At 39.9% G+C, this 26,620-nt stretch carries 23 protein-coding genes; 20 read left to right on the forward strand and 3 right to left on the reverse strand.

Annotated elements, in window-relative coordinates; all coding sequences use genetic code 11:
- The 3 genes from CCY97_RS00340 to CCY97_RS00350 all read left to right on the forward strand — a co-directional run bounded on the left by CCY97_RS00340 (nucleotide 1) and on the right by CCY97_RS00350 (nucleotide 2,964).
- Nucleotides 1-405 (forward strand): GtrA family protein, encoded by a 405-nt coding sequence (locus tag CCY97_RS00340; RefSeq protein WP_112063505.1) that lies wholly within the window; start codon nucleotides 1-3, stop codon nucleotides 403-405.
- Nucleotides 402-2,483: a hypothetical protein gene (locus CCY97_RS00345; RefSeq protein ID WP_112063506.1), complete on the forward strand. Its 2,082-nt coding sequence runs from the start codon at nucleotides 402-404 to the stop codon at nucleotides 2,481-2,483. The genes CCY97_RS00340 and CCY97_RS00345 overlap by 4 nt, the downstream gene beginning before the upstream one ends.
- Nucleotides 2,484-2,586: 103 nt before the next feature.
- Nucleotides 2,587-2,964 carry a hypothetical protein gene (locus tag CCY97_RS00350; RefSeq protein ID WP_112063507.1) on the forward strand — a complete coding sequence of 126 codons (378 nt, stop codon included), beginning with the start codon at nucleotides 2,587-2,589 and terminating at the stop codon, nucleotides 2,962-2,964.
- On the opposite strand, the gene leuB is transcribed toward CCY97_RS00350, so the two are convergent.
- The 3 genes from leuB to ligA all read right to left on the reverse strand — a co-directional run bounded on the left by leuB (nucleotide 2,961) and on the right by ligA (nucleotide 6,616).
- The gene (gene leuB, locus CCY97_RS00355; protein ID WP_112063508.1) at nucleotides 2,961-4,031 is read right to left on the reverse strand and encodes a 3-isopropylmalate dehydrogenase; all 1,071 of its coding nucleotides are present in this window, start codon (nucleotides 4,029-4,031) and stop codon (nucleotides 2,961-2,963) included. The genes CCY97_RS00350 and leuB overlap by 4 nt on opposite strands.
- 85 nt (nucleotides 4,032-4,116) lie before the next feature.
- Nucleotides 4,117-4,611, reverse strand: coding sequence for a 3-isopropylmalate dehydratase small subunit (gene leuD, locus CCY97_RS00360; RefSeq protein ID WP_112063509.1), 495 nt, complete (start codon nucleotides 4,609-4,611; stop codon nucleotides 4,117-4,119).
- A gap of 46 nt (nucleotides 4,612-4,657) precedes the next feature.
- On the reverse strand, nucleotides 4,658-6,616 hold the full coding sequence (ligA, locus tag CCY97_RS00365; protein WP_112063581.1) for an NAD-dependent DNA ligase LigA: 1,959 nt from the start codon (nucleotides 6,614-6,616) through the stop codon (nucleotides 4,658-4,660).
- 142 nt (nucleotides 6,617-6,758) lie between these two features.
- Between ligA and CCY97_RS00370 the strand changes: the two genes are divergently transcribed.
- The 17 genes from CCY97_RS00370 to CCY97_RS00450 all read left to right on the forward strand — a co-directional run bounded on the left by CCY97_RS00370 (nucleotide 6,759) and on the right by CCY97_RS00450 (nucleotide 26,548).
- Nucleotides 6,759-7,709 (forward strand): chemotaxis protein CheW, encoded by a 951-nt coding sequence (locus tag CCY97_RS00370; RefSeq protein WP_181562766.1) that lies wholly within the window; start codon nucleotides 6,759-6,761, stop codon nucleotides 7,707-7,709.
- A gap of 40 nt (nucleotides 7,710-7,749) precedes the next feature.
- Complete coding sequence (gene aspS / locus CCY97_RS00375; RefSeq protein WP_112063511.1) at nucleotides 7,750-9,504, forward strand: aspartate--tRNA ligase; 1,755 nt, start codon at nucleotides 7,750-7,752, stop codon at nucleotides 9,502-9,504.
- Nucleotides 9,505-9,513: 9 nt separating this feature from the next.
- A complete protein-coding gene (locus CCY97_RS00380; RefSeq protein WP_112063512.1) occupies nucleotides 9,514-10,086 on the forward strand; it encodes an adenylate kinase in 573 nt (190 codons plus the stop codon).
- A gap of 10 nt (nucleotides 10,087-10,096) precedes the next feature.
- Nucleotides 10,097-10,618, forward strand: a complete 522-nt coding sequence (ppa, locus tag CCY97_RS00385; protein ID WP_112063513.1) for an inorganic diphosphatase — start codon at nucleotides 10,097-10,099, stop codon at nucleotides 10,616-10,618.
- Between the two features lie 106 nt (nucleotides 10,619-10,724).
- Nucleotides 10,725-11,756 carry an N-acetylneuraminate synthase family protein gene (locus CCY97_RS00390; protein ID WP_258456773.1) on the forward strand — a complete coding sequence of 344 codons (1,032 nt, stop codon included), beginning with the start codon at nucleotides 10,725-10,727 and terminating at the stop codon, nucleotides 11,754-11,756.
- The gene (neuC, locus tag CCY97_RS00395; RefSeq protein WP_112063514.1) at nucleotides 11,753-12,898 is read left to right on the forward strand and encodes a UDP-N-acetylglucosamine 2-epimerase; all 1,146 of its coding nucleotides are present in this window, start codon (nucleotides 11,753-11,755) and stop codon (nucleotides 12,896-12,898) included. The genes CCY97_RS00390 and neuC overlap by 4 nt, the downstream gene beginning before the upstream one ends.
- Nucleotides 12,895-13,566: an acylneuraminate cytidylyltransferase family protein gene (locus CCY97_RS00400; protein ID WP_112063515.1), complete on the forward strand. Its 672-nt coding sequence runs from the start codon at nucleotides 12,895-12,897 to the stop codon at nucleotides 13,564-13,566. The genes neuC and CCY97_RS00400 overlap by 4 nt, the downstream gene beginning before the upstream one ends.
- Nucleotides 13,567-13,769: 203 nt before the next feature.
- The gene (gene gyrA / locus CCY97_RS00405; RefSeq protein WP_112063516.1) at nucleotides 13,770-16,229 is read left to right on the forward strand and encodes a DNA topoisomerase (ATP-hydrolyzing) subunit A; all 2,460 of its coding nucleotides are present in this window, start codon (nucleotides 13,770-13,772) and stop codon (nucleotides 16,227-16,229) included.
- Between the two features lie 96 nt (nucleotides 16,230-16,325).
- Entirely contained in the window at nucleotides 16,326-18,785 is a 2,460-nt protein-coding gene (leuS, locus tag CCY97_RS00410) for a leucine--tRNA ligase (protein WP_181562770.1), read from the forward strand.
- A gap of 18 nt (nucleotides 18,786-18,803) precedes the next feature.
- Complete coding sequence (lptE, locus tag CCY97_RS00415) at nucleotides 18,804-19,373, forward strand: LPS assembly lipoprotein LptE (protein WP_146744482.1); 570 nt, start codon at nucleotides 18,804-18,806, stop codon at nucleotides 19,371-19,373.
- Between the two features lie 17 nt (nucleotides 19,374-19,390).
- Nucleotides 19,391-20,641, forward strand: a complete 1,251-nt coding sequence (locus tag CCY97_RS00420; RefSeq protein ID WP_112063519.1) for a bifunctional folylpolyglutamate synthase/dihydrofolate synthase — start codon at nucleotides 19,391-19,393, stop codon at nucleotides 20,639-20,641.
- A gap of 14 nt (nucleotides 20,642-20,655) precedes the next feature.
- Nucleotides 20,656-21,570, forward strand: coding sequence for a M23 family metallopeptidase (locus CCY97_RS00425; RefSeq protein ID WP_112063520.1), 915 nt, complete (start codon nucleotides 20,656-20,658; stop codon nucleotides 21,568-21,570).
- A gap of 9 nt (nucleotides 21,571-21,579) precedes the next feature.
- The gene (locus tag CCY97_RS00430; RefSeq protein ID WP_112063521.1) at nucleotides 21,580-22,494 is read left to right on the forward strand and encodes a M23 family metallopeptidase; all 915 of its coding nucleotides are present in this window, start codon (nucleotides 21,580-21,582) and stop codon (nucleotides 22,492-22,494) included.
- Nucleotides 22,425-22,826 carry a polymer-forming cytoskeletal protein gene (locus CCY97_RS00435; RefSeq protein WP_112063522.1) on the forward strand — a complete coding sequence of 134 codons (402 nt, stop codon included), beginning with the start codon at nucleotides 22,425-22,427 and terminating at the stop codon, nucleotides 22,824-22,826. Before CCY97_RS00430 ends, CCY97_RS00435 begins: the two co-directional genes overlap by 70 nt.
- Before the next feature lies 1 nt (nucleotide 22,827).
- On the forward strand, nucleotides 22,828-25,995 hold the full coding sequence (gene mfd, locus CCY97_RS00440) for a transcription-repair coupling factor (RefSeq protein WP_112063523.1): 3,168 nt from the start codon (nucleotides 22,828-22,830) through the stop codon (nucleotides 25,993-25,995).
- A complete protein-coding gene (locus CCY97_RS00445) occupies nucleotides 25,979-26,239 on the forward strand; it encodes a hypothetical protein (protein WP_112063524.1) in 261 nt (86 codons plus the stop codon). Before mfd ends, CCY97_RS00445 begins: the two co-directional genes overlap by 17 nt.
- Before the next feature lie 9 nt (nucleotides 26,240-26,248).
- Nucleotides 26,249-26,548 (forward strand): MGMT family protein, encoded by a 300-nt coding sequence (locus CCY97_RS00450; RefSeq protein WP_112063525.1) that lies wholly within the window; start codon nucleotides 26,249-26,251, stop codon nucleotides 26,546-26,548.
- Nucleotides 26,549-26,620: the final 72 nt, after the last annotated feature.

The following is a 26,620-nucleotide window of genomic DNA, read 5'->3' on the forward strand; positions in this document are numbered from 1 at the left end:
GTGCGGCAATTTGTCCTATTTAGCTGTGTGGGAGTACTTGGAAGTATTAGTAATCTTGTGTGCTTTTATTTTCTACAACTTTTTGGGGTGCAGTATATTCTTAACGCGTGTTTGTGTTTTTGTATCGCAGTAAGCCAAAACTACATCTTGAATTCTCTCTTGACTTTTTCTTATACCATTTGTGTGCGTGCCTATCTTCTTTATGTCAGTGTAAATATTTTTGGGCTTGGTATCAATCTTATCGTGCTGTTTGTGTGCCAAAAGTTTATGCTTTCTACTCTCTTGGCTTTTATCACGAAAAATCACGCAATGCTTTTGTTCCAAGCTCTTGGCATAGTGTGTGCGATGGTGAGTAACTTTTGCTTATCGAAGTTTTTTATTTTTACAAAAGGAGGCAAGCAGTGAAGAAATATTTGATTTTCTGCTGTGTTGTAAGCATATTTGTGCTGGTTTTTAAACCCATATACTCTGGGAATTATGCTGGTTTGAGCTCGACTTTTGCGCCTATACATGTCACTGTAGCCACATATAGCCCTTGCGAGAATTACGCACTTAGCGTAAGTGTGAATAAACGTGCTCTGTCTTTTGAGATAAAGTCGGATAATGTGCGATTCTATCCTTTGTCCTTTGAAGCCAGACCATATATCTGCGCGCTAGCTCGGAATGCTATCAACGCACCGATCAAAAAAGCGTCTTTACATATGCAATCTCAAAACGCGATAGAGGATATTGAATTTATCTCTATCACAATAGGAAGTGAGAATTTCTATATTGCCAAAGAGCAGATTTTAGAGATGATAGAGCTCTGGGATTCTAAGGTCTTGGATCTTTCGCACTACAAGCTTAAAGATTCTGATTTGATCATGAATTCATATACATCACTTGTATTTGGCTTCTTTTATTATTTTCTCACGCCTCCGTATATGTTTATATGGGTGTTTTGCATTGTATTAGCACTCTTTATGCGAGAACAATTCCCTAGCAAAAAAGAAATTTCGCCTCTCTTGCTTTTGTCGTTTATCATCATTCTTGGAGTGGTATTGCGCGTAAATAATTACAATAGTTTTAGTCTTTGGGGTGATGAGCTGTATTCTGTGGGGGTTGTCAGCTATCCTAACTCCGAATTTTCAAGTGTGTTTTTAGACCCGGGAAATCCGCCCTTTTATAATCTCCTACTGAAAATCTGGCTGCATATATTTGGCTACACAAGTGCGGCTGCTAGGAGTCTTAGCGTGCTTATAGGATCGCTTGGGACTTATAGTATGTATCTTTTGCTGAAAAACCACGCGCTTACATTAAAAACTAAGGGTTGGGTGTCTGCTAGTTCCATCACCCCAGATTCTCTAGCTCCATCACATCTTATTATTCCACCAACTTCCATCGCACTTATTGGTGCCTTTTTCTTTGCTTGTTCATATGTAGCCATAGGTGCATCACACGAGGTTAGGGGATATGTACTTGTACTGAGTGTGATTCCTTTGGTGTTTTATTTTCTTTTGAATCTCTACAAAAGCCTGAGTTGGAGAAATATACTAGGCTATATCATAAGTGCGAGCATATTGTGTAATACCCATTATTTTGGCTCGATTGTGGTGTTTGCTAGCTTTATTGTCAGCGTGATAATGCTTTGGGGGGAGCACAAAAAGATACTTGCGATTTTTGTCTGTGATGTGCTTATCGCTTGCTCGCTTCTGCCATTTTTTATCATCACTGCATTTTCTAGAGCACTAAGTGATACAAGCTTTAATACTTGGATTCCCTATCCTTCACTTGATACATTGTTTTTGACTCTGCCTGTATCTCTTGGAAGTGCAAGCGGAGCATTTATATTTTTGCTACTCTTTTTGCTTATCCCAAAGTCCCGCAATGCATTTCTTTGGGTATGTGCGATGATGATTATTCTGTGTATAACCCTGCCATTTTTGCTTAGCTTTATCCGACCTATCTATGTGCCTAAGTACGCTATTTATATCATCTATCCTTTTATGCTCTGTGTATTAAGCATAGGGATTGTCTTGCTGGCACAATCTATTATGCCCACAAGAGCACAGGTTATGGGATTTATCACCTTAAGTGCTTCGATGATTCTTATCGCACTGACGAATCATACAATCCAACCTATTGGTATAGGAGATAATTCTCGCGCGAAATTCCAATTCATCACGCAAGATTCTCGTAATGAAAATAATGCATACATTGTGGATACAAATATGATCATGGCGAAGAAGCAGCGACAGTATGAAATCTATGGATTTACGCCAAATGCGCAATTTCTGCGCATAGAAACCAAGAGTCTACTAGAGAGACTTTCTGCGTTCAAACAGGGTGATGTGCTATATCTTGATGATTATTATACTCACGAGCAGGATATATTGAATCAATGTAGAAAGCTTGGAGCGCGTGTCTATGTCATCCCGTTTGGGATACTAGCTCATGACAACATGGAGGAAAATCAAGAAGTGGTTTATAAGGTCGTATTTTAAGCTATGTTCACAAAGGATTTATTGATAGAAGCGCAAAGGTCGTAGGAGTATAAAGTAGGAGAAAATAGTTTATAATCGCCAAATTTCTCTCAAGGCAGTGCTGATGAAAAGAACTTTGTCTTTTGCTTGTTTCTTGTGTTTTAAAGCTTTAGCAAACAATCTCTCTTATCCACAATCCCATCTATTCCAAAACCCCACATACCAAGATAATCTCTTAAAAACTTATCATAGCTACGCCCAGCACAAAGTCAGACAGCAAAGCATTTTTGATAAAGCCCCGCTGAAGTTGCCAAAATTTAAAATAAGAAAAATAAGAAAATCACAGAAGCTCATAAGACAAGCAGACAAAGCAGAAATTCTTTTAAGACAGACAAAGAAGCAACAAGTCAAAGCAACTCTGACAAATAAGAAAGATTCAAGAATCTGGGATAAATCACAGATCCCCTATGAGCAGGAAAGTAACTTGATTAACCTCAACTAAATATTTTGCGCAATCAAATCACCCATTTTCTCACACCCCACGCTGATCATGCCCTCACTCATCATGTCCAAAGTACGATAGCCAGAATCTAAGACTTTTATGACTGCTTGCTGCAACGCCTCTGCTTCTGCTTTCAGTCCAAAAGAAAGATCAAGCATTAATGCCGCGCTTAGGATGGTACCTATGGGATTTGCCTTATCCTGTCCTGCAATATCTGGCGCGCTTCCGTGTATAGGCTCATACATCCCTAGCTTTGTGTGTCCTAAAGATGCTGATGGAATCACGCCAATTGTCCCTGTGATTACACTTGCTTCATCACTTAGAATATCCCCAAACATATTTTCTGTCAAAATCACATCAAATTGGCTAGGGCAGCGCACTATCTGCATAGCTGCATTATCCACATACATAAATTCTAAGCTCACTTCTTGATAATCTCTTGCTACATATTCCACTACCTCACGCCACAGCCTACTGGAATCTAGCACATTGGCCTTATCCACACACACAATATGCTTCTTGCGCTTGAGTGCTAGTTCAAATGCCGCTTTTGCAATGTTTGTAATCTGGGATTGTGTATAGCTCATCGCATCACTTGCGTACTTCTCTCCATTGATAACTTCGATTTTTTTCTCACCAAAGTATGCGCCACCCACAAGCTCCCTTACAATCACAAAATCTATGCCTTTTTGCAAAATCTCGATTTTGAGTGGACTTGCATCTTTTAACTGAGGGAAAATCTTTGCAGGGCGGATATTTGCAAACAAATCCAATTCTTTGCGGATTCTTAAAAGTGCACTTTCAGGGCGATTGTCCTTTGGCTGAGTATCCCATTTTGGACCGCCTACTGCGCCTAAAAGCACGCTATCACTTTGCTTACAAGCTTTGAGGGTGGATTCTGGTAGGCACTTGCCTGTCTTATCGATGGCTATACCTCCGGCCAAAAGCTCATTGAAAGCAAAACTATGGTGGAACTTCTTTGCTACAGAATCTAAGACTTTTCTTGCTTGCGCTATTACCTCAATTCCTATGCCATCTCCACTGATTAGTGCGATATTTTTTGTCATCGTTACTCCTTACAAGATACAGGCTTATTTGGTGTAAATCACTCTCAGAAAGAGTGCGCTAGAGTGTGCCTTGAAATAGCATAAGCTAGTTTTTCTTGTCTTTTGCTATCCAGTTCAAGTAACCATTAGCATTGATGATTTCTTGTATAAATGGGGGGAATGGTGTGGTACTAAAGTTTTTTTGCGTGTGAAGGTTCTTTATAATGCCACTATCAAAATCTATTTCAATCTCATCATCAGAGCTTATAGAATCTGCAATCTCCTCAGATTCTATAATCGCTAGGCCTATATTTATGGCATTGCGATAAAAAATGCGAGCAAAAGATTTAGCGATAATACAGCTAATCCCACTGGCTTTAATAGCGATAGGTGCATGTTCTCGACTACTTCCACAGCCGAAATTCCAACCACCCACCATAATGTCACCCGGTTGCACCTTTTTCACAAAATCCTTGTCGATATCCTCCATGCAATGCATTGCCAACTCTTTGTGGTCAGCGGTATTGAGATAGCGCGCTGGAATAATCACATCGGTATCAACATTGTCTCCATATACTAAAGCCTTTCCTCTGACTTGCATTTTTACTCCTTGTAATTAATATGAGTTTAAAGCCCTAATCGTTTCATCACTGGGCTTTTGCTACTAGCTTATTAAAGGTCTCTTCGTCTAAAATTTGGATTCCAAGAGTCTGAGCCTTATGGAGCTTGCTACCGGCATTTTCCCCACAAAGAACATAGTGTGTATTTTTACCCACAGATGAGCTAACCTTGCCTCCGAGATTTTCTATTAAACCAACAAAATGCTCTCTGGGCAAAGATAATGTACCTGTGATGACAATATTTTTTTCCAAAAATACAGAATCTTTTTTGGCATTAGATACTGGCACTCTAGGCTGCAAGATTTTAAGTATTTTTGTGATGAGATCTTTGTTTGCATGGTTAAACTCACACAAGGATTTTGCCATTTCCGCACCAAAGCCATCGATTTGTGTGATTTCTTCAAGGCTTAAACTAAACACATCAAGCCCAAACTGCTTTGCAAGTTTTTTGCTAGCACCCTCACCTATATGCTCAATCCCCAATGCATTAATAAGCCGCCAAAGCTCGATTCCACGGGTGCTTTTGATACTTAGGATCAAATTTCTTGCGCGCTTTTCTTTCCACCCATCAAGCTCTAAAAGCTGCTCTTCTTGCAAGTTATAGAGATCTAATATCCCTTTGATTAAGCCCTTATCAAAAAGCTCATAGACAATCTTATCACCCAAACCATCGATATTTATGGCTTTTTTGGACGCAAAATGTATGATGGATTCTTTTACTCGTGCTTCACAATTAAGATTCTGACATTTGACAAGTATTTCCTCTACAAGCAGCTTCTCTCCACATACAGGACAGATTGTTGGGGATTGGATCTTCTCTTGGCTGCCATCTCTTTGTGATTCCAAAGGCTTGATGATTCTTGGAATCACATCTCCACTGCGAACGACTACGACTTTATCATACAAGCGTATATCTTTTTTTGCAATTTCACTGAAGTTGTGCAAGCTTGCGCGCGAGATGATAGCACCCTCTATCTCAATAGGATCAAGACTTGCCACAGGTGTGATGACACCCGTCCTGCCTACTTGGAAACTCACATCTATAATCTTAGAGATTTTCTCAACCGCTGGGAACTTATACGCACAGGCAAAACGGGGGGATTTGATAGTCCAGCCAAGTGAGAGCTGTGAAGTGATCTCATCGAGCATGACCACCATACCATCAAGTGCTATAGGATAGCTATCGCGAATATCTTTGAGCGATGTGTAAGCTTGTAAAATTTCATCTTGCGATGTGCAGTATTTAAAAAACGGCATGGGAATGAAGCCAAAAGTTTCTATGTGTTTAAGAATCTCATAAAAGCTATTTGATTGCAAGCTACAATGCCCAACTCCCCATACCATAAATTTCAAAGGACGCTTTGCAGTTATCTTAGGATCTAATTGTCTGAGGCTGCCTGCGGCTGCATTCCTGGGATTAGCAAACAATGGGAGGTTTTCCTCCAGCCGCGCGGAATTTAGCAGCTGAAAGTCATCTTTTGCAATCACGATTTCGCCGCGTATCTCGATATGATCTTGGTAGGGAATATCAATTGGGATTGAAAAAATCGTGCGTGCATTTTGTGTGACTAATTCACCTTCTAGACCATTACCTCGTGTGATAGCGCTTTGTAAAATGCCATTGTTATAGATCAGATTCAAAGAAAGCCCATCAAACTTCGGCGAACACACAAAGCTAGCATTTGGATATACCTTATAGATTCTCTGCAGCCACTCTTTTAGTTCAGTTTCATCAAAAACATCATCCAAACTCCACATGCGATTTAGATGTGAACTTTTTTCAAACTCAGGAAGTGGAGTATCGCCTACTCGCTGTGTAGGAGAGGTGGGATCTATTTCATTAGAGGTAAGCTCGTATCTTTTGACTTTGTGGTAGAGCTCATCATACTGCCAATCACTTGCTATTGGGTCATCAAGGACATAGTAGTGGTATGCCATTTTCTTTAAGAGTGCTACGGCATTTTTATAATCTTTGGAATCTAAGATCTGCAAGTTCGCCCTTAAATTTTATAGTGGATTTGTGGATAATTTAAGCTAGAATTATACACCAATCCACAAGACACAAAGCAACAGAGCAAACGAAACCAAAAGCATTTTTCACAAAACTTTAATGAAACAGGAGAAAATTTTGATAGACAAAATAGATACTTCGTTGCATTTAAAAAATGAAGCGCAATTTCTTTGTTTTACACTTGAGAAAGAGGAAAATGGTGAAATCCAGCTTTATGCAATGAATGTCTTTAAAATACGCGAGCTTATTTATTACACCGATATCATCACAGAGACAGAAGGCGATAATAGCGGCGTGCTCCTAGGATTTTTGAATGTAAGAGATGAAACCATACCGCTTGTTGATATGCGTCGCTGGCTGTATTATCACCCTGAGCATCCAAATCGCGATTTACGCGCGCATTCTATTGATAATGAAGATGGCAAATGTCTTGTGGTGATTTGTAATTTTTCAAACTGCACTGTGGGGCTTAAGATTCTGGGGGTTCGTCGTATCATCCAAAAGAATTGGGCTGAAGTTAATGTAGGCAGCGAGTATGGAATCGATGGGAATTCTAAAGTCACAGCCACGACAAAATATGATGATGGTTCTGTGATACAGATTCTGGATGTAGAGCGCATGGTATCTGATATTTTCCCAGTACATGATGAAGTGAAAGAATTAGAGCTTGAAAGCATCGAAGCGATACATAGCAATAAAGTCCTGTTACTAGCCGAAGATTCCAAAACAGCCGCAAAATCCTTGCAAAACATTATAGAGAAGCTTGAAATCCAGTATTTTGCTTTTCCAAATGGCAAGGCGCTTTTGGATTATCTCGAGAATAAAGGCGTTGCGCAAATGGTCGGAGCGATCATCACAGACCTTGAAATGCCTATGGTATCAGGCTTTGAAGTATTAAAAAGAGTGAAAGAGAATCCACAGACGGCACATATTCCAGTGATTATCAACTCTTCTATGAGCTCAGATTCTAACAAGCAGATGGCAGAAGCCCTAAAGGCTGATGCTTTCATCACAAAGTCCAATCCAACAGAGATAGAACAAGCACTCAAAAAACTACTCAAACACTAGGCTTCTCAAACCAAATCACAAACTTACTAAAGGATACATAATGCATAGGACACATCTTTGCACGGAAGTCAGTACAGATACTATAGGGCAGGTGGTGCATGTATGTGGTTGGTGTAATAGCTATCGCGATCACGGCGGTGTGATCTTTTTAGACTTACGCGATAAAAGCGGAATCTTACAGCTTGTCTGCGACCCGAGCTCGCCTGCTTATGAGAGTGCTTCAAGTGTGCGCGATGAGTTTGTGTTGCTTGCTAAAGGCAAAGTCCGTGCTCGCGGCGAGGGATTAGAAAATCCAAAGCTCAAAACCGGAAAAATCGAAGTCGTGCTCGATGAGCTTATCATCGAAAACAAATCACTCACTCCGCCATTTAGCGTAGGAGAGACAAATGTCAATGAGGAGCTGCGATTAAAATATCGCTATCTTGATTTGCGCTCATTGAAAAATTTTGAGATATTCAAACTTCGCTCTGAGATAACCATCGCTATAAGAAATTCGCTGCACAAAATGGGATTTTTGGAAGTCGAGACACCCATTCTCACGGCTTCTACGCCAGAAGGAGCGCGTGATTATCTCGTGCCATCGCGCGTGCATGATGGGCAGTTTTTTGCCTTGCCACAAAGCCCACAGCTCTTTAAGCAGCTGCTTATGGTTGGTGGCTTTGATAGGTATTTCCAGATTGCCAAATGTTTTCGCGATGAGGATTTGCGTGCTGATAGGCAGCCAGAGTTTAGTCAGATTGATGTGGAGATGAGCTTTTGTAGCCAAGAGGATGTCATGGGTGTAGCTGAGAGCTTGCTCAAAGATATTTTTCAAATAAGCGGGCATGAGATACACATACCTTTTGCCCGTATGCCATACATCCAAGCGATGGAGACTTATGGGAGCGATAAGCCTGATTTGCGTTTTGGCTTGCCTCTGATAGAGGTGGGGGATTTATTTACGGATTCAAGCAATGAGATCTTTGCTTCTATCGCTGCAGATTTTCAGAGCAATCGTATCAAGGCACTCTGCGTCAAAGAAGGGGATTTGAGATTCACACGCAAGAGTCTGGGTGAGACAGAGGAATTTGTGCGGAAGTTTGGCGCCAAAGGGCTTGCATACATACAGCTCAAAGAAGATGGCGCTAAAGGCCCGCTTGTGAAGTTTCTGAGCGAATCAAGCTTACAAGCTCTCTTAGAACGTGTCGGGGCAGAGGTCAATGATATTGTTTTCTTTGGGGCAGGTCACAAAAAGCTTGTGTGGGATTATATGGGGCGCTTGCGTATCAAAATCGCGCAAGATTTTGACCTCATCGATACCAAAGCATTAGAATTTGTGTGGATTGTAGATTTTCCAATGTTTGAGCGCAATGAGGACAATTCCATCTCAGCACTCCACCATCCCTTCACAATGCCCAAAAATCTAGAATCCGATGACATAGAATCCATCCAATCTATAGCCTATGATATAGTGCTCAATGGCGTGGAGCTAGGCGGGGGGAGTATAAGAATCCACAAGCCAGAGATCCAGCAAGAAGTTTTTAAGATTCTTGGTATTTCTCAAGAGGATGCAAAGCAACGCTTTGGCTTCTTGCTTGAGGCGCTAAGTTTTGGTGCGCCTCCACATGGAGGCTTTGCCATAGGACTTGATAGGCTTATCATGCTACTTAGCAATAGCCTCTCTCTGCGCGATGTGATAGCATTCCCCAAGACGCAAAAGGCTACTTGCCTCCTTACTAATGCGCCAAATGATGTCAGCGAGGAGCAATTACGCGAGCTTCATATCCGTTTAAGAAATCTCAAAAAATCAATATAAAGGGAGAATATGAAACAGTTATTTTTGATTATTGGAGCACCCGGAAGTGGGAAAACTACCGATGCGCAGATTATCGCTAAGAACAACGCTGAGCACATTGTGCATTACTCTACAGGGGATTTGCTGCGAGAGGAAGTATCAAGCGGAAGCGAGCGCGGGAAATTAATCGATAGCTTTGTGAGCAAAGGGAATCTCGTGCCGCTTGAGATAGTTATAGACACAATTATTAGTGCCATCAAAACCGCGCCAAAAGACATCATACTCATCGATGGCTATCCGCGTAGTGTCGAGCAAATGGAGGCTTTGGATTCCCAGCTTAAGATACACAAGGATGTCGTGCTTAAAAGCGTGATTGAAGTAGTCGTGAGCGAGGAAGTAGCCAAAGACAGAGTGCTAGGACGCGCTAGAGGTGCTGATGATAATGTGGAGGTGTTTTATAACCGTATGAATGTGTATCTAGCCCCCCTAAAGACAATCCAAGATTTTTATGCCAAAGACAATTTGCTGCACAAAATCGATGGCCAGCGCAGTATCGAGCAAATCGTAGATGACATGCAAGCATTTATCAAATCCCAACTTTAAAGGACAGACAATGGATTTACAAAAAATCGAAGTAGATTCAAACCCAGACAAAATCAATGTAGTAATCGAAATCCCCTATGGCTCAAATATCAAATACGAAATAGACAAAGAAAGTGGTGCTGTAGTAGTCGATAGGGTGATGTATAGCGCTATGTTCTATCCGGCTAATTACGGCTTTGTGCCAAATACTTTAAGCAATGATGGCGATCCAGCTGATGTCTTGGTGCTTAATGAGTATCCATTGCAAGCAGGCAGCGTGATTAAGGTGCGATTGCTTGGTGTGCTTATCATGGAAGATGAGAGTGGATTGGATGAAAAGCTTATCAGCGTACCGATTTCAAAGATTGATCCGCGTTATGACAGAATCAAAAGCCTAGATGATTTGCCACAAATCACGCTTGATAGGATTAAGAATTTTTTTGAAACCTATAAGACACTAGAACCTAACAAATGGGTAAAAGTCAAAGACTTCAAAGATGTTGCTGCAGCCAAAGAGATTCTTGAAAATGCAATAAGGAATTATAAGAAATAGTGCAATTTCGCGTTTTCTATCTCTCAAGAAATATCCAGCCTTATAAGCAAATTTTCTCTATGTATTTCCAATACTTATTGAAAGGATAATCTTGGAATCACAAGAAATTCACCTCACAGACACTATTGCTATTTCTTCTAAGATACCTCCACTTGTTATTCCTGAAATCGGGATAAACCATAACGGGTCATTAGAGATTGCCAAACTCATGGTAGATAGTGCCAAAAGAGCTGGAGCAAAGCTTATCAAGCACCAAACACATATCATAGAAGATGAGATGAGCTCTGAAGCCACAAAGATTATTCCAGGCAATGCCCAAGTCAGTATCTATGAGATTATGAAACGATGTGCATTAAGCCGACAAGATGAAATAGCATTAAAAGAATATACAGAGAAACAAGGTCTTATGTATTTAAGCACGCCGTTTTCTCGAGCTGGAGCCAACCGCTTAGAAGATATGGGTATATGCGCATATAAAATAGGATCTGGAGAGTGTAATAATTATCCACTTATCAAGTACATAGCTGCTTTTAAAAAACCTATCTTGCTGAGTACGGGTATGAACACCTTGCATAGTATTGCCAAAAGTGTAAAGATATTAAGGGAGTTTGAAGTGCCTTTTGTACTTTTGCATACTACCAATCTCTATCCTACACCTGAAAATCTCGTACGCCTAAGCGCAATGAAAAAATTGGAATCTGAGTTCCAATGTCTTGTCGGACTAAGTGATCATACTTTGAGCAATCTAGCCTGTCTTAGTGCTACAGCACTCGGAGCAAGTGTATTAGAGAGACATTTTACCGATACGATGGATAGAGAAGGACCAGATATTGTGTGTTCAATGGATGAGTTTGCCTTAAAAGATCTCATCGAGCAAAGCAGGCGTGTGTATATAATGAGAGGCGATGGAGCAAGTAAAGAAGCAACAAGCCAAGAGCAAGTCACTATAAATTTTGCCTTTGCAAGCGTAGTGAGCATAAAGCCTATACAAAAAGGCGAAATCTTAAGTACAGAAAATATTTGGGTCAAAAGACCAGCAGGAGGCATACCCGCTGAAGAATTTGAAAAGATTCTAGGCAAAAAAGCACGCACTCACATCGAATCTAACAGACAATTGCGATATGAGGATTTTGAATGAAAAACAATAAAGACAAGAAACGCATAGTTTTTGTTACAGGTACGAGAGCAGATTTCTCCAAACTCAAATCCTTGATGCGAAAAGTCGAAGAGAATGAGAATTTCGAACTCTTTGTTTTTGTAACAGGCATGCATATGAGCAATTATTTTGGTGCGACTTTCAGAGAAGTAGAAAAAGAAGGTTTTAAAAATATCTACAAATTTATAAACCACGATAGATATTACTCAATGGACAAAGCCCTAAGTACAACCATAGATGGATTCTCAAAATTTGTAGCTGAGATCAAACCCCATCTAATCATTGTGCATGGAGATCGTATCGAGCCACTTGCCGCTGCAAGTGTGGGGAGTTTGAATAATATCTTGGTTGCCCATATAGAAGGTGGAGAGATTTCAGGAACCATAGATGACAGCCTAAGACATGCTACTTCTAAGCTTGCGCATATCCATTTGGTCAATGACCAAAAAGCCAAGAAAAATCTTATACAACTAGGAGAAGACGAAAAAGCAATTTTCATCATAGGTTCTCCCGACCTTGATATTTTGCAAGATAAAACAATCAATATCAAGCAAGTCAAAAGCTACTACGAGATACCTTTTAAGAATTATGCAATAGCAATGTTCCATCCTGTAGTCACAGAATTTCACTCTATGATGAATCAAGCTAAAGACTTTGCTACAAGCCTTATAGATAGTGGGAAAAACTACATAGTTATCTACCCAAACAATGATTTGGGGTTTGAATGTATCATTGAAAGCTACAAAGCATTCCAAGACAATCAACGATTTAGAATCTTCCCATCGATTCGATTCGAATATTTTATAGCTCTACTCAAACACGCTGATTTTATTATAGGCAACTCATCTTGTATCCTCAAAGAAGCTGTATTTTTAGGCATACAAGGCATTAATGTAGGTTCAAGACAAACCAAACGCACAGGAATCGATAGTGTTCTCATCAAAAATGTCCCAAGTGATAAAGATGCCATCTTACAAGCCATCAAAGAAATAAAGCCTTATAAAACCACAAGAAACATTTCTCCAAATACTGCACACAGAAGCGATGAGCTATTTTCCCAACTTCTACAACAACAAGTCTTTTTTACTATAAACACACAAAAAACCTTTATGGAACTACCATGACCCTAGCAGTCATACTAGCCCGAGCCAATTCCAAAGGAATCAAGAATAAAAATCTCGCTCTTTTAGGTGGTAAACCTCTGTTGTACTACACGATTACAGCAGCTCAAGAAGCCTATGGAATAGATGAGATTGTATGTAGCAGTGATGGCGAAGAGATTTTAGAATATGCAAGTACCCATGCGATTCAAACACTCAAAAGACCAAGTATACTGGCAAGCGATACTGTCAGGAGCGATGAAGCCTTGCTGCATGTCTTAGAGCATTTTCGCGGATTTGATACATTTATTCTGCTCCAGCCCACTTCACCACTACGCACTGCAATCCACATCACAAAAGCCCTAGAGCTGTTCTACCAAGGAGACTATACAACTCTTATAAGCGTATTTAGGACAAACAAGGAGATTCTTAAATCCTTCATCCTTGATGAAGATGGGAATCTCAAGGGAATCTGCAACAACACCTATCCTTTTATGCCACGACAAGCTTTGCCTGATGTGTTTATGAGCAATGGGGCAATTTATATCTCCAAAACATCCTTCTTTAAAAAACACCAAAGTTTTCTAAGTCCAAAGACAGCGCACTATGAAATGTCTCAAAACAGCAGTGTAGATATAAACGAACAATGCGACCTACTAAAAGCGCAAGAGTTTCTTGTAAGGGGCTATTAATCACAAACCTAACATTTTGAGCACCCAAATGCTTGGCAAGATGTTTTCTGGATTCTACCAAATAGCCTCCAAGCAACATGTTTGAATAAATTCTATGGAAACTAGGATGGTTTAAGAATGCTTTGGGCACTTGAAGGGCTGTCTGACTAAGAGCAGCTTTTGGATACAATGGCGAAACTTAAAACTTGGAGAGTGTGTGAATTATGGAAAATCTGCTAGAACATGGAAAAATCACTGATGTGCGTATCGATGAAAGTATAAAAGAGAGCTATCTTGATTATTCAATGAGCGTGATTGTGGGACGTGCATTGCCTGATGCGAAAGATGGCCTAAAACCAGTACATAGGAGAATCCTCTATGCAATGCATGAACTTGGTGTAACTTCTCGCAAACCTTATAAGAAAAGTGCGAGGATTGTGGGTGATGTCATTGGTAAATATCATCCGCATGGCGATACTGCCGTATATGATGCTTTGGTGCGAATGGCACAGGATTTTTCTATGCGTTTGGAGCTTGTCGATGGACAGGGTAACTTTGGGTCGATTGATGGGGATAGTGCTGCTGCTATGCGATATACAGAGGCTAGAATGACACAAGCAAGCGAGGAGATGCTGAGGGATATAGAAAAAGAGGTTGTTGAGTTTGTCCCAAATTATGATGATACTTTGAGTGAGCCAGCGGTTTTACCCACGAGATTGCCTAATCTGCTTATAAATGGCTCAAGTGGAATCGCTGTAGGTATGGCTACTTCTATCCCTCCACATAGAGTAGATGAGATTGTTGATGCTGTGCTGTCTGTCTTGGATTCTAAGGAAGTGAGTGTCGATGATTTGCTAGAGATTGTTAAGGGGCCAGACTTCCCCACGGGTGGAATCATCTACGGTAAGCAGGGTATTATAGAAGCTTATCGCACAGGGCGTGGTCGTGTACGAGTGCGGGCAAAGACCCATATCGAACATGGCAAGACAAAAGAAATGATAGTCATTGATGAAGTGCCTTATATGGTTAATAAAGCCAAACTTGTAGAGCAAATCAGTGAATTAGCCAGAGAGAAGGTCATTGAGGGTATCTCGGAGGTGCGCGATGAATCTGATAGAGAGGGAATCCGTGTGGTTATAGAGCTCAAGCGCGAGGCAATGAGTGAGATTGTGCTTAATCATCTTTTTAAATCCACTACGATGGAGAGTACTTTTGGGATTATTTTGTTGGCGATTAATAATAAAGAGCCAAAAATCTTCAATCTCTTGGAGCTAATCAATATCTTTATCAATCATCGCAAGACTATCGTTATCCGTCGTAGTATCTTTGAGTTGGAAAAGGCAAAAGCCAGAGCTCATATCTTAGAGGGACTTATCATCGCGCTTGATAATATTGATGCAGTCATATCTATAATAAGACAGAGTGCAGATACAGAATCTGCAAAAAGTGCTCTAATGGAGAAGTTTCAACTGTCGGATCTGCAAGCCAAGGCAATCTTAGAGATGAGATTACAAAGGCTTACAGGTCTAGAGAGAGATAAGATTCTGAGCGAACATGCAGAGCTTTTAAAGGAAATTGCGCGTTTAGAGGCAATACTTAGAAGTGAGGAGAAGCTAAAGGAAATTATTAAATCTGAGTTACTCGAAGTCAAAGAGAAGTTTAGCTCGCCACGCAGAACACAGATTGAGGATGATTATGATGCTATAGATATAGAGGATTTGATTCCAAATGAGCCGGTGGTAGTAACTATAAGTCATCGCGGCTATGTCAAGCGAGTACAGCTCAAGGTGTATGAGAAGCAAAACCGCGGAGGCAAAGGCAAGATAAGTGGCAATACACATGATGATGACTTCATAGAATCTTTTTTTGTAGCAAATACGCATGATACGATTATGTTTATCACAAATCGTGGGCAGCTGTATTGGCTGAAGGTGTATAAGATCCCAGAAGCTGGCAGGACTGCTATAGGCAAGGCAGTGGTAAACCTTATCAGTCTTCAAAGCGATGAGAAAATCATGGCCACCATCACTACGACTGATTTCAATAATGATAAATCATTGGTGTTTTTTACAAAAAATGGAATCGTGAAGCGGACAAATCTAAGCGAATATAGCAATATACGGAGTGTAGGCGTGCGCGCGATAAATCTCGATGAGAATGATGAGATTGTCGGCGCAAATATCATCACGCAAGATACTAAGGAGCTCTTTATTGCGACTTATAAGGGTATGTGTATACGATTTAGTATCGATGATGTGCGTGAGATTGGGCGTGTTAGTCGAGGGGTCACAGGCATAAGATTCAAAGCAAATGAGGACTTTGTGATAGGAGCTACAACTCTTGAAAGCGATAGTGATAAACTACTAAGTGTAAGCGAGCAGGGCATAGGTAAGCAGACAAGTGCTGGGGAATACAGACTGCAAAGTCGCGGTGGAAAAGGTGTCATCGCGATGAAGCTCACTGCAAAAACAGGGAAGCTTGTGAGCGTGATAAGCATAAATGATGAAAATATGGACCTTATGGTGCTTACAAGCTCAGGCAAAATGATACGAGTAGATACAGAGGCTATAAGAGAAGCTGGACGCAATACAAGCGGGGTGAAAATCGTCAATGTAGGTGATGATAAAGTTGCTTATGCTAACAAATGTCCAAAACAAAAACAAGATGAATTAGAAGGTGAATAAAGAGATTCTAATAACTTGGGCAAAGCAGGGTAAATAACCCCTTATCTTTTTATCACAATTTACAATTACCAAATTAGGCAGGGATTTAAGATGGATATAGCGTATCATCCAAAGGACATTGAGCAAAAGTGGCAGAAATTTTGGCAAGAAAACAAAAGCTTTGAACCACAAGAAATAAGTCAGAAGGAGAAAAAATACATCCTCTCTATGTTTCCGTATCCTAGTGGAGCTATTCATATGGGGCATGTGCGCAATTACTGTATAGGCGATGCTCTTGCAAGACATTACCGACAGATTGGATTTAATGTCCTGCATCCTATGGGGTGGGATGCGTTTGGTATGCCTGCTGAAAATGCCGCGATAAAACATGGAATCCACCCTAAAATATGGACTTATACAAACATCGATACTATGCGCAAAGAACTCCAAAGTCTTGGACTTAGCTTCTCTCAAGAAAGAGAGTTTGCTACAAGCGATAGTATTTATACGCGTTTTGAGCAAGAGTTTTTTATCAAAATGTGGGAAAAGGGTCTAATCTATCGCAAAGAAGCGTATTTGAATTGGTGTCCTCATGATAAGACTGTGCTTGCAAATGAGCAGGTTATAGATGGCGGGTGCTGGCGATGTGGGACGCAGATAGAGCAAAAGCTTATGTTCCAGTACTATATAAAAATCACGGATTACGCGGATGATCTTTTAAAAGGCTTAGAATCGCTAGAGGGGCATTGGCCAAACCAGGTGCTTATAATGCAAAAAAATTGGATAGGAAAGTCGCAAGGACTTGAGTTTTCTTTTGTCCTCACTCAAGAGTCGCAAAATAAATGTGGAGTAGAGAGTTTTAGAGTTTTTAGTACACGGGCGGATACTATTTTTGGCGTTACTTATTGCGCGCTTGCGCCAGAGCATAGGATTGTTGATTCTCTATTGGAAAATGGAATGCTCACACAGACGCAAATAAAGCACTTACATGCCATGCGCAAGACATCGGCCAGAGAGCGTCTTAATCTCGCAAAGGATGGTTTTGATTTAGGGATTAGGGCTATCCATCCTTTGAACAAGGAGGAGATTCCTGTTTGGGTGGCAAATTTTGTCTTGATGGAATATGCAAGTGGTGCGGTGATGAGTGTACCAGCACATGATGAGCGGGATTTCGAATTTGCCAAGCAGTTTGGCTTGCCAATAAAAGTCGTCTTAAAACCGGGATTAGAGAATCTACCTTATTGCGATGATGGGGAGCTTATAGAATCCCAAGAGTTTGATGGGCTTAGTGGGAATGCTGCACGAGAAGCCATAATCAGACATTTTGAAAAGTATAATTTAGGGGAGGGTAGTATCAACTATCGCTTGCGTGATTGGGGGGTTTCTAGACAGAGATATTGGGGAGCACCTATTCCTATGGTGCATTGTGAGCAGTGTGGGATTGTTCCTGAGAGAGTAGAGAATCTTCCAATCACTCTGCCTGAGGATATCACAATATCTGGCGAGGGGAATCCGCTCGAGCAGCATCCCACTTGGAGAGAATGTATCTGCCCAAAATGTGGGCAAAAAGCCATACGCGAGACTGATACGATGGATACATTTTTCCAATCTAGCTGGTATTTTCTGCGCTATGCTACACCCAAGAGATTCTGGGAAACTTGTGCGTTTAGAAAAGAGGATATTGCTTATTGGCTAGATGTTGATGAGTATATTGGCGGGATTGAGCATGCGATTTTGCATTTGTTGTATGCAAGGTTTTTCACAAAAGTCTTGAGAGATTTGGGATATGTGGATTTAAGCGAGCCTTTTAGGAATCTCATTACCCAAGGCATGGTATTAAAAGATAGTGCAAAGATGAGTAAGTCTAAAGGGAATGTCGTCGAGCCAAATGATCTGATTGCACGTTATGGAAGTGATAGTGCAAGATTGTTTGTGTTGTTTGCAGCGCCTCCAACAAAAGACTTAGAGTGGAATGATAATGCGCTTGATGGAGCGTTTCGATTCTTAAAACGTTTATGGGATAGAAGTAAAGATATTATTCCTGCACAAAGCTTGCCAAAGATAGAGACCACTTCACTCAGCAAAGCCCAAAAAACAGCGCGTAAAAAAGTCTATGAAGCATTGCAAAAGTCTTATGCGATTTTTGATAAAAAGCAGACAGGCTATGCTTTTAATACGCTTATTGCAGCGTGTATGGAAGCCTTCAATGCTTTAGATAAGCAATTAGAAGCTAAAGAGAACCAGTGTTTTGAGGTCTTAAGCGAGGGATATTTTATCCTTTTGCATATTTTAGAGCCAATCACACCACATATTTGCTGGGAGTTGAGCGATTATTATTTCCAACGTGCAAATTTTGTTAAGATCCCAGTGGATTCCCAAGCACTCCAATCCCAAGAAATCACGATAGCAATTACAATTAATGGCAAGAAACGTGTTGAAATCGAAGTGTCTAATACAATAGAAAAAGAGGAACTCTTAGCAGTTGCAAAAATAAGTGCTAATAAATGGCTACAAGATGTACAGATAGTCAAAGAAATCATTGTGCCAAACAAGCTTGTGAATTTTGTTACAAAATAAAGATTGAGAATCTTGGCTATGAACTTGTGTAGATTGCTTACCCTTAGTGCTTTAGTGTTTTTGCTAGGTGCTTGCGGGTATTTGCCTATGAGTAGGTATTCTGAGTTTGTCTTTGGCGAGGGAGTGTATGTGGAGCTAACGATGAATCCATTGATACCAGAGGCTTCTGTGGGCGCAAAAGATACCATCAATCTTGCGATACTCACGCGTTTCCACAATACGCTTGCATCAAAAGAGAATGCAAATACAATCATTGATATGCGTGTGAATTCTGTAACAAACTCCCCGATAGCCTATGATAGCAATGGATTTGTGAGTTTTTATCGGGTGAGTGTTGATTTAAATTTTGTACTGAAAAATAAGGATGGTGTGAGACTTAGTGTGAGCAACTCGGGCTATTATGATTACGCAGCAAACTCGACTTCGGCTGTGATAATAGAGGATGCGAAGCTTAATGCGATTTCAAATGCTACAACCCAAGCCCTTGATAAGTTTATCTCACAAGTAGCATTCCATGGGAGTCAGATAGAAAAAAATGCTGAGCAATCTAGCTTCAAAGAAGATTCTAAGAAAACTGCCCAAGAGTGAAACACTTAAAATAAGCAATGAAGCCATCCAGTCTTGTTGCATATCTTCGAAGTAAAGGCGCCGAAGTCGCTCCATTTGACCCAAATCGTGCCAAGAGAATCTACTCACAGCTTGAAAGGTACTTGCATATACCAAAGCACATCATCCATCTTGTAGGCACAAATGGTAAGGGTAGTACTGGACGCTTTATAACACTAGCGCTTATACAAAATCATCGCAGTGTGTTGCACTTTAGCTCACCACATCTTTTTGAATTTCATGAACGTTTTTATCTCAATGGGCAGCATGTAAGTGATGAGGCTTTAGAGCGTGCGCATAATTTTTTACAAACTTTTGGTTTCATAAAAGAGTCTAGCTATTTCGAATATGCGACTTTCTTGGCGCTAGTTTTGGCGCAGGATTGTGAATTTTTAGTTTTAGAAGCTGGAGTAGGGGGGGAGTTTGATTCTACCAGTGTCGTTAAATGTGAATTAAGTTTTTTCACACCTATTGGAATCGATCATAGGGATTTTTTAGGGGATAGCATAGAATCTATTGCAGGCACTAAACTTCGCGCTATGAAAGAAAATGCGATTCTAAGCAAGCAAGAATTTCTTGTAACACAGCAGCTTGCTTGCAAAATAGCCAAAGAATATAATGCAAGGATTTTTAGTATGCAAAACATAGAGACTTGCGATGATTTTATGCACGCTTGTGAGGCGTTTGCGGGTGTATTTGGAGCTAAAGCTAAGCTGCAGGATTATAAGTGTGTTTTTAACTTATTTCAGTCGTATTGTCTTAAAAACCACTATGTGGGATTTTTGAAACAAAATCTTCTTGGTGCATTCTTTGTCTTGAGATTCTATGGATTGGATATTGACTTTACTCGCTTAAAGGCATTGGATTTACGCGGACGTGCTGAGAGAATAGCTGAAAATATCTTGGTTGATGTCGGGCATAATCTTGAATGTGCTAAGGCATTAGTGGCTGTGCTACTTGAGACTTTTGCCCAAAAACGCTTCACATTGGTGTATAATAGCTACTTTGACAAAGATATTAATGGTATTTTGGAGTTTTTTAAACCCTATGTCGAGAGAGTTTTGATCTTGCCTATTTTTGAAAATGAACGAATTGTTCCAATACATAATCTCAAGGCTATTTTGAAAAGGCTGGAGATAGATTTTGTAGAATTTGATTCTTTAAGTTTGGAAAAAGATAAATATTATTTGGTTTTTGGGTCTTTTAGTGTGGTTGAGGAGTTTTTAAAATGCACAGCAAGCAAAAGATAAACAGAGGAGAGTGAATGCAAGATAAACTCATGATTTCTATTGTAGATGATGAGGGATCAAAGCAGTTTAGCATCCATCGTATTATCAAAAAAATACTTTTTTATTTAGGAATCGGTGTTGTTGTGATGCTTGTGAGCTATCTATTGATGGTAAAGCTACTTATCAAGGAACTTGATGAGCTTATCGCAGAGAAAAATGGAGTCCGTGAAAAATTCCAAGAAATTTATGAAAAAAACAATGAACTAGCGCGCAATGTGGAGTACAAAACAAACGAGCTTTTAAAAGCTAGTATGCGCATTAACGAGTTAGAGAAAATTGTAAATATTTATGAGAAGTCGGATTCTCTAGTCGATGAGGGAAACTATACTGCTATCAATTTTCAAGACTTAAATGAAATGCAAAAACAGATTATCCTCAAAATAATCCCAAATGGTGATCCTATAAAAGACTATGAATGGCAAGAGGTGAGAACACCAAAAAAAGCGGAAGCATTTGTCTATAAGATTCCTCTCGGAACGCCAGTGTTTGCTACTGCAAATGGTATAGTGAATCATATCAGTAATTCAAAGGGTGGCAGTTATGGTACTTATGTAAAGCTTGCACATTCTTTTGGATTTACTTCTGTGTATGCTTATTTACAAAAGGTTTTGGTGCAAAAGGGTGAGTTTGTTGTAAAAGGCCAGTTAATCGGATATAGTGGACAAAGTAATCTAACCAAGCAAGAGAGCTTGCTCTATGAATTGCGCTTTTTAGGATCGCCGCTTTGGACGATGAACTACATATCATGGAATCTGCAGAATTTTGATTCTGTCATCAAAAACAAAGAACATATTAATTGGCAAAGTCTTGTATGGGCACTTGATGACTTGGCACAACTACAGAGCTATCGCACAGCAAAAGCTGAAAATACTCAGGATTCGGTTAATTAGTCTTTACTTATGAGCAGACGACTTATTTTGATGATTACCGATCATGAAGGTACTCGTTGTATTAATATCCATTCTATTTTCAGACAATTAGGGCTCTATCTCCTTATGTTTGTGTTTGTACTCATCATTTTTGGTGTGGTCTCTATAAGAGCTTTCAAGGATGAAATAACAAGCATCTCTTTGCTCAATGAAATCATTATGAAGCAATATGAAAAAATCCAGGAAAAGAATGCATATCTTAATGCGCAAATTGAGCAACGTTCTGAGGAGATTATGCTTGTAGGCGACAGAGTAGGGGATCTGGAAAGCGTCATAGGTGTTGATGGCACAACCCAACCAGTGGATGATTTACGCGAACGCATAGATATAGCCTCTCTTACAGGCAGTCAAAAAGCCTTTGTGATGAAATTTATCCCAAATGGCTATCCATTGGATTATTATAAACGTATATCAGCAGATTTTGGCTATCGCGTGCATCCATTATTTTTTACCAAGCACTTGCATACGGGCATTGATTTTGCCACTGATATTGGAACACCTATTTATGCTACGGCTGATGGAGTTGTCGAGTTTGCTCAGATGGGACACAATGGCGGCTTTGGCAATCTGATAAAGCTTGATCATTCTTTTGGGTTTAGGACTTACTATGCACATTTAAACAAGATAGTCGTCAAACGTGGTGGGTTTGTCAAAAAAGGGCAGATAATCGCATATTCTGGCAATAGTGGTGTAAGCACAGGACCTCATTTGCACTATGAAGTAAGATTCTTAGGGAGTGTGCTTAATCCTAGGAACTTTATAGAATGGACAATGAGCAATTTTTCTTCAATCTTTGAAAATGAAAGGAGTGTATTATGGCAATCTTTACTAATGACAATAAACAATTTGATGGAGCAAGTTCCTCAGGAGGAGCTACAATTATAGCGCAGGGCACAAAGATAAAAGGTGAGATAAATATTGAATGTCGATTGCATATTGATGGTGATTTTGATGGCGTTATCCACTCTAAAGACACGGTAATGATAGGAAAAAGTGGTGCAGTCAAAGGAGAGATACATACAAATGCACTCATTGTAGCGGGAAAATTTATGGGAAATTCTATTTCTAACCTCCTTGAACTTAAGGCACAAGGGAGGATTGAAGGGATTATTACCGCTAGTGAATTAGTCATTGAACGCAAAGGTGTGTTCATCGGTGAGAGCAAAATACGAGATTCTAAAAATCTCGCCCAAAAACCACAAGTAAGCAAAGAGTAGCGTGATACAGGCTCAGGTCTATTCTTCTTTTCATAAATTTGATTCTCCATCTCTCCTAGCCCTTGAGGATTTTCAAGGAGCAAGAAGTGCATTTGCTGCATTTGAGTTTTTGTATAACCACACGGAATTTACCCCCATTTCAATTCCTCCCAAACCCTTTTTGCTCCCTGAAGTGCGTATCCATTTTGGCGATGATTTGTCGCCATTTCGCGAAGATCTGCTTGAGCTTTTGCAAGTTTTGCGCGATTTTTTTCGTTTCCAGAAAAATAAGATTCTCTTAGCGCCAATTTCAAGCATTCTGTATCCATTGCCAAAAGCAGAGTTTTTAGAATCCTTTGTCCTCTCCAAGCAAATCACAATCACACCACAAGTACTCTTTGAAAAGTTAGTAGGTTTTGGCTATGAAAGTGTGGAAGTTGTAGAGGTCAAGGGTGAGATAAGTTTGCGTGGAGAGATACTTGATGTGTTTTTGCCAAATTCTGATAAGCCTCATAGAATCTGTTTTTTTGGCGATGAAGTAGAGAGCATTAGGGTGTTTGATTTGCATACACAAATAAGTATCCAAGAAGAATTCCATACTCTTGAGATACCACCGACTTTTTTTAACTTCACACAGACAGGACTTACTAAAAGTAGTGAGAAATACAAGTTCTTAGAGTTTTTGGCTAAAGACATGGGGGATTTGACAAATGAAAATCTCATTGCCACATATTGTCTTTGGACGCTGGGAGAAAACGGCTCTCTTTTACACAAAACACTTACTAGCTTTATTTCAGATGCTGCATTGTCTCAAGCAAAGGAACTCCAAAGCTTAGAAATAAGGCAAGATTGTGACTTTTATCAATGTGCCTTGGACTCTTTGCAGGATTTTACGCTTCTAGATTCAAAAGATTCTCAGACACAAGAAATTACTTTCTCTCCGAAAATGCTTGATTCTCTTTTGAATCTGCATAGCAATAGAGAGATTGTGCTGCTTGTGCCAAATATCGCATTTGCAAAATCTCTAGGTTTTCAAGCAATAGAGCATAATACAGAATATGTGAGATTGTATTATCCACCAGCTTCATTAGAAGTGCGTGGAATTGTGTGCGAGAATGTCTTTAACCTCCTAACTCCTAAAAGACTTTTCTTGTCACTCAATTTTTTCCAACCCCAAAAAGTTCTACGCAAAAGACGCTCAAGATTAAATCTTAATGAACTAAATACTGGTGAATATGTCGTGCATGAAGACTATGGTATTGGTATTTTTAAGGGTATTAAGAGTGTAAGTGTGCTTGGTGTAGTGCGAGATTTTTTAGAAATTGCATACCAAGGCGATGATAAGCTGCTGCTGCCTGTAGATAGGTTAGAAGTGGTCGAGAGATTTGTAGCAGATTCTGGAAATGTCCCTGTGATTGATAGATTAGGGAAGGGGAGTTTTAGCAAGCTGAAAGAGAGCGTGCGCAAGAAGCTTTTAGAGATTGCAAGTCATATCATTGAGCTAGCTGCAAATAGAGCTCTCATACCCGGCATAAGGATAGATTGTAAAAATCCAGCGTTGCAGCAATTCATCAAACAATGCCCATTTAAGCTCACTGATGATCAAACCCAAAGCATAAATGAGATTTTTTCTGATTTAGAATCTGGGCGCATTATGGATAGGCTTTTAAGTGGAGATGTAGGTTTTGGGAAGACGGAAGTTGCTATGGTTGCTATGTGTGCAGTAGTTTTGCAGGGTTACCAATGTATGTTTATAGTTCCGACGACATTACTTTGCCTACAACATTTTCAGACACTTAGCATTCGATTCTCTAAAATGCTAAAAAATGATAATAAACCCCTAAATATAGTGAAGCTAGACAGATTTTCAAACGCAAAAGAAAAGAAACAGATTCTCCAAGAATCAAAAAATGGCAGCATAGATATACTTATTGGTACACATGCTGTTTTAGGTGTGGAGTTTGCGAATCTAGGACTTGTGGTCATTGATGAGGAGCATAAGTTTGGGGTAAAACAAAAAGAAAAAATAAAATCACTCTGCGAGCAAACACATCTGCTAAATATGAGCGCTACACCAATCCCAAGAACTCTTAATATGGCTTTGTCAAAAATCAAAAGTTTTAGCGCTTTACGCACGCCGCCATTAGAGCGTAAGGGAGTGAGGACATTTGTCAAGACTTATAATCCTAATCTTATCTGCGAAGTAATCTTGCGTGAGCTAAGACGTGGAGGGCAAGTGTTTTATCTCCACAACAACATCGCGAGTATGGACTCTAAGTACAGAGAACTTAATAAGCTTTTGCCAAAACTCAAAATCGCGGTTTTGCATTCACAGGTCGATAGCACAGATTCTGAAAATATCATGCGTGAATTTTTGGCAGGTAAAACCCAACTGCTGCTTTGCACAAGCATTGTGGAATCTGGACTACACCTACCAAACGCAAACACAATCATCATCGAAGAGGCAAATCGCTTCGGGATCGCAGACTTACACCAGCTCCGAGGAAGAGTAGGGAGGGGAGATAAGGAAGGATTTTGCTATCTGCTGGTCAGTGATGAGGGTATGCTCTCACATGACGCAAGAAAGCGTCTAAGAGCGCTAGAGAAAAATTCTTATTTAGGAAGCGGTGAGAACTTAGCCTATCATGATTTAGAGATACGAGGTGGTGGGAATCTCTTAGGCCAAGCACAGAGCGGTCATATAAAGAAAATTGGCTATGGGCTTTATCTGCATATGCTTGAGGAATGTATCAACCAGTTGAGTGGGAAAGGACAGAAAAAGAAGCTCCAAGTGGATATTAAGATTAACCTTAGTGCGTATCTTAATCCAGAGCTTATAGCCAGCGACAGGTTGCGTCTAGAGCTGTATAGGAGACTTTGCTTGTGTGAGGATTTAAACGAAGTATATGAAATAGAAGGGGAGATAGAAAACCGCTTTGGGAAGTTAGATACCTTGACATTGAGCTTCCTAGAGCTTATTAGAATCCGCATTCTTGCTAATCATCTTCAAATCAAGCAAATCACGCATTTTGGACAAAACATTGCATTTATTTATGAAAATGGAGAAAAAAAATCGCTAACGAGTAAAAGTAAGGACTGGGACGATGTGTTTGGTTGTATTATCCAATCCTTGCGTCAAGAAATAAAAACACAAGATCCCACGGAGTTTTTAGGTGAAAAGGTATTCTAAGAAGCTCAAAAAAGCTTGCATGATTTGCAATAAATTCAAACTTAATGGTGTGAATATTATATTGGTAATCCTTGTGTGTTTAGGGGTTTATATTTTTCACTCTGTGGAACACCGAAAGTACAAATACCAACAAGATAAAGAAAAGTATTTTTTGGAATTGCAAGAAAAATGCTTTATCCAAGATGACAATACAGCTTGTAAAGAACTTAATGGAATAGTGGAAAGGAATAGCAAATTGAATTAACTTGTACTTATGAAAACTACAATTTTCAAAATTTTAATCAGTTTGCCCCTACTCCGACTCAATAGTTCCCAGAGTTTCTTGTTCCTCTGCATTAAAGGCTTTTCCAAACCTATCCCATATGGCAGGACAACTACCTATGGACAAATTGCAAAGCAAGTTGCTATAAAAAGAGGTGTAAGTAAAATGTCTGCTCAAGCAATAGGCGGTGCTGTGGGACGCAATGAAATTTCTATAATCGTGCCTTGCCATAGAGTTGTGGGCGTAAATGAGAATCTCACAGGCTATGCTGGAGGCATTGAGAAAAAATAGCCTTGTTGCAGTTAGAAGGGATAGACACCACTCTACAATAGAAAATCTCAATACTCCTTAAGGATTCATCTT

This window comes from Helicobacter sp. 10-6591 (genome assembly GCF_003288805.1).
Lineage (GTDB): Bacteria > Campylobacterota > Campylobacteria > Campylobacterales > Helicobacteraceae > Helicobacter_F.

Bases quoted from the DNA above. Each gene is read 5' to 3' on its own strand.
- CCY97_RS00350 (WP_112063507.1), top strand. From the start codon at position 2,587: ATGAAAAGAACTTTGTCTTTTGCTTGTTTCTTGTGTTTTAAAGCTTTA.
- CCY97_RS00450 (WP_112063525.1), top strand. From the start codon at position 26,249: ATGAAAACTACAATTTTCAAAATTTTAATCAGTTTGCCCCTACTCCGA.
- CCY97_RS00435 (WP_112063522.1), top strand. From the start codon at position 22,425: ATGGCAATCTTTACTAATGACAATAAACAATTTGATGGAGCAAGTTCC.
- aspS (WP_112063511.1), top strand. From the start codon at position 7,750: ATGCATAGGACACATCTTTGCACGGAAGTCAGTACAGATACTATAGGG.
- CCY97_RS00430 (WP_112063521.1), top strand. From the start codon at position 21,580: ATGAGCAGACGACTTATTTTGATGATTACCGATCATGAAGGTACTCGT.
- leuD (WP_112063509.1), bottom strand. From the start codon at position 4,611: ATGCAAGTCAGAGGAAAGGCTTTAGTATATGGAGACAATGTTGATACC.
- CCY97_RS00380 (WP_112063512.1), top strand. From the start codon at position 9,514: ATGAAACAGTTATTTTTGATTATTGGAGCACCCGGAAGTGGGAAAACT.
- neuC (WP_112063514.1), top strand. From the start codon at position 11,753: ATGAAAAACAATAAAGACAAGAAACGCATAGTTTTTGTTACAGGTACG.
- leuB (WP_112063508.1), bottom strand. From the start codon at position 4,031: ATGACAAAAAATATCGCACTAATCAGTGGAGATGGCATAGGAATTGAG.
- CCY97_RS00400 (WP_112063515.1), top strand. From the start codon at position 12,895: ATGACCCTAGCAGTCATACTAGCCCGAGCCAATTCCAAAGGAATCAAG.
- lptE (WP_146744482.1), top strand. From the start codon at position 18,804: ATGAACTTGTGTAGATTGCTTACCCTTAGTGCTTTAGTGTTTTTGCTA.
- CCY97_RS00425 (WP_112063520.1), top strand. From the start codon at position 20,656: ATGCAAGATAAACTCATGATTTCTATTGTAGATGATGAGGGATCAAAG.
- ppa (WP_112063513.1), top strand. From the start codon at position 10,097: ATGGATTTACAAAAAATCGAAGTAGATTCAAACCCAGACAAAATCAAT.
- CCY97_RS00420 (WP_112063519.1), top strand. From the start codon at position 19,391: ATGAAGCCATCCAGTCTTGTTGCATATCTTCGAAGTAAAGGCGCCGAA.
- gyrA (WP_112063516.1), top strand. From the start codon at position 13,770: ATGGAAAATCTGCTAGAACATGGAAAAATCACTGATGTGCGTATCGAT.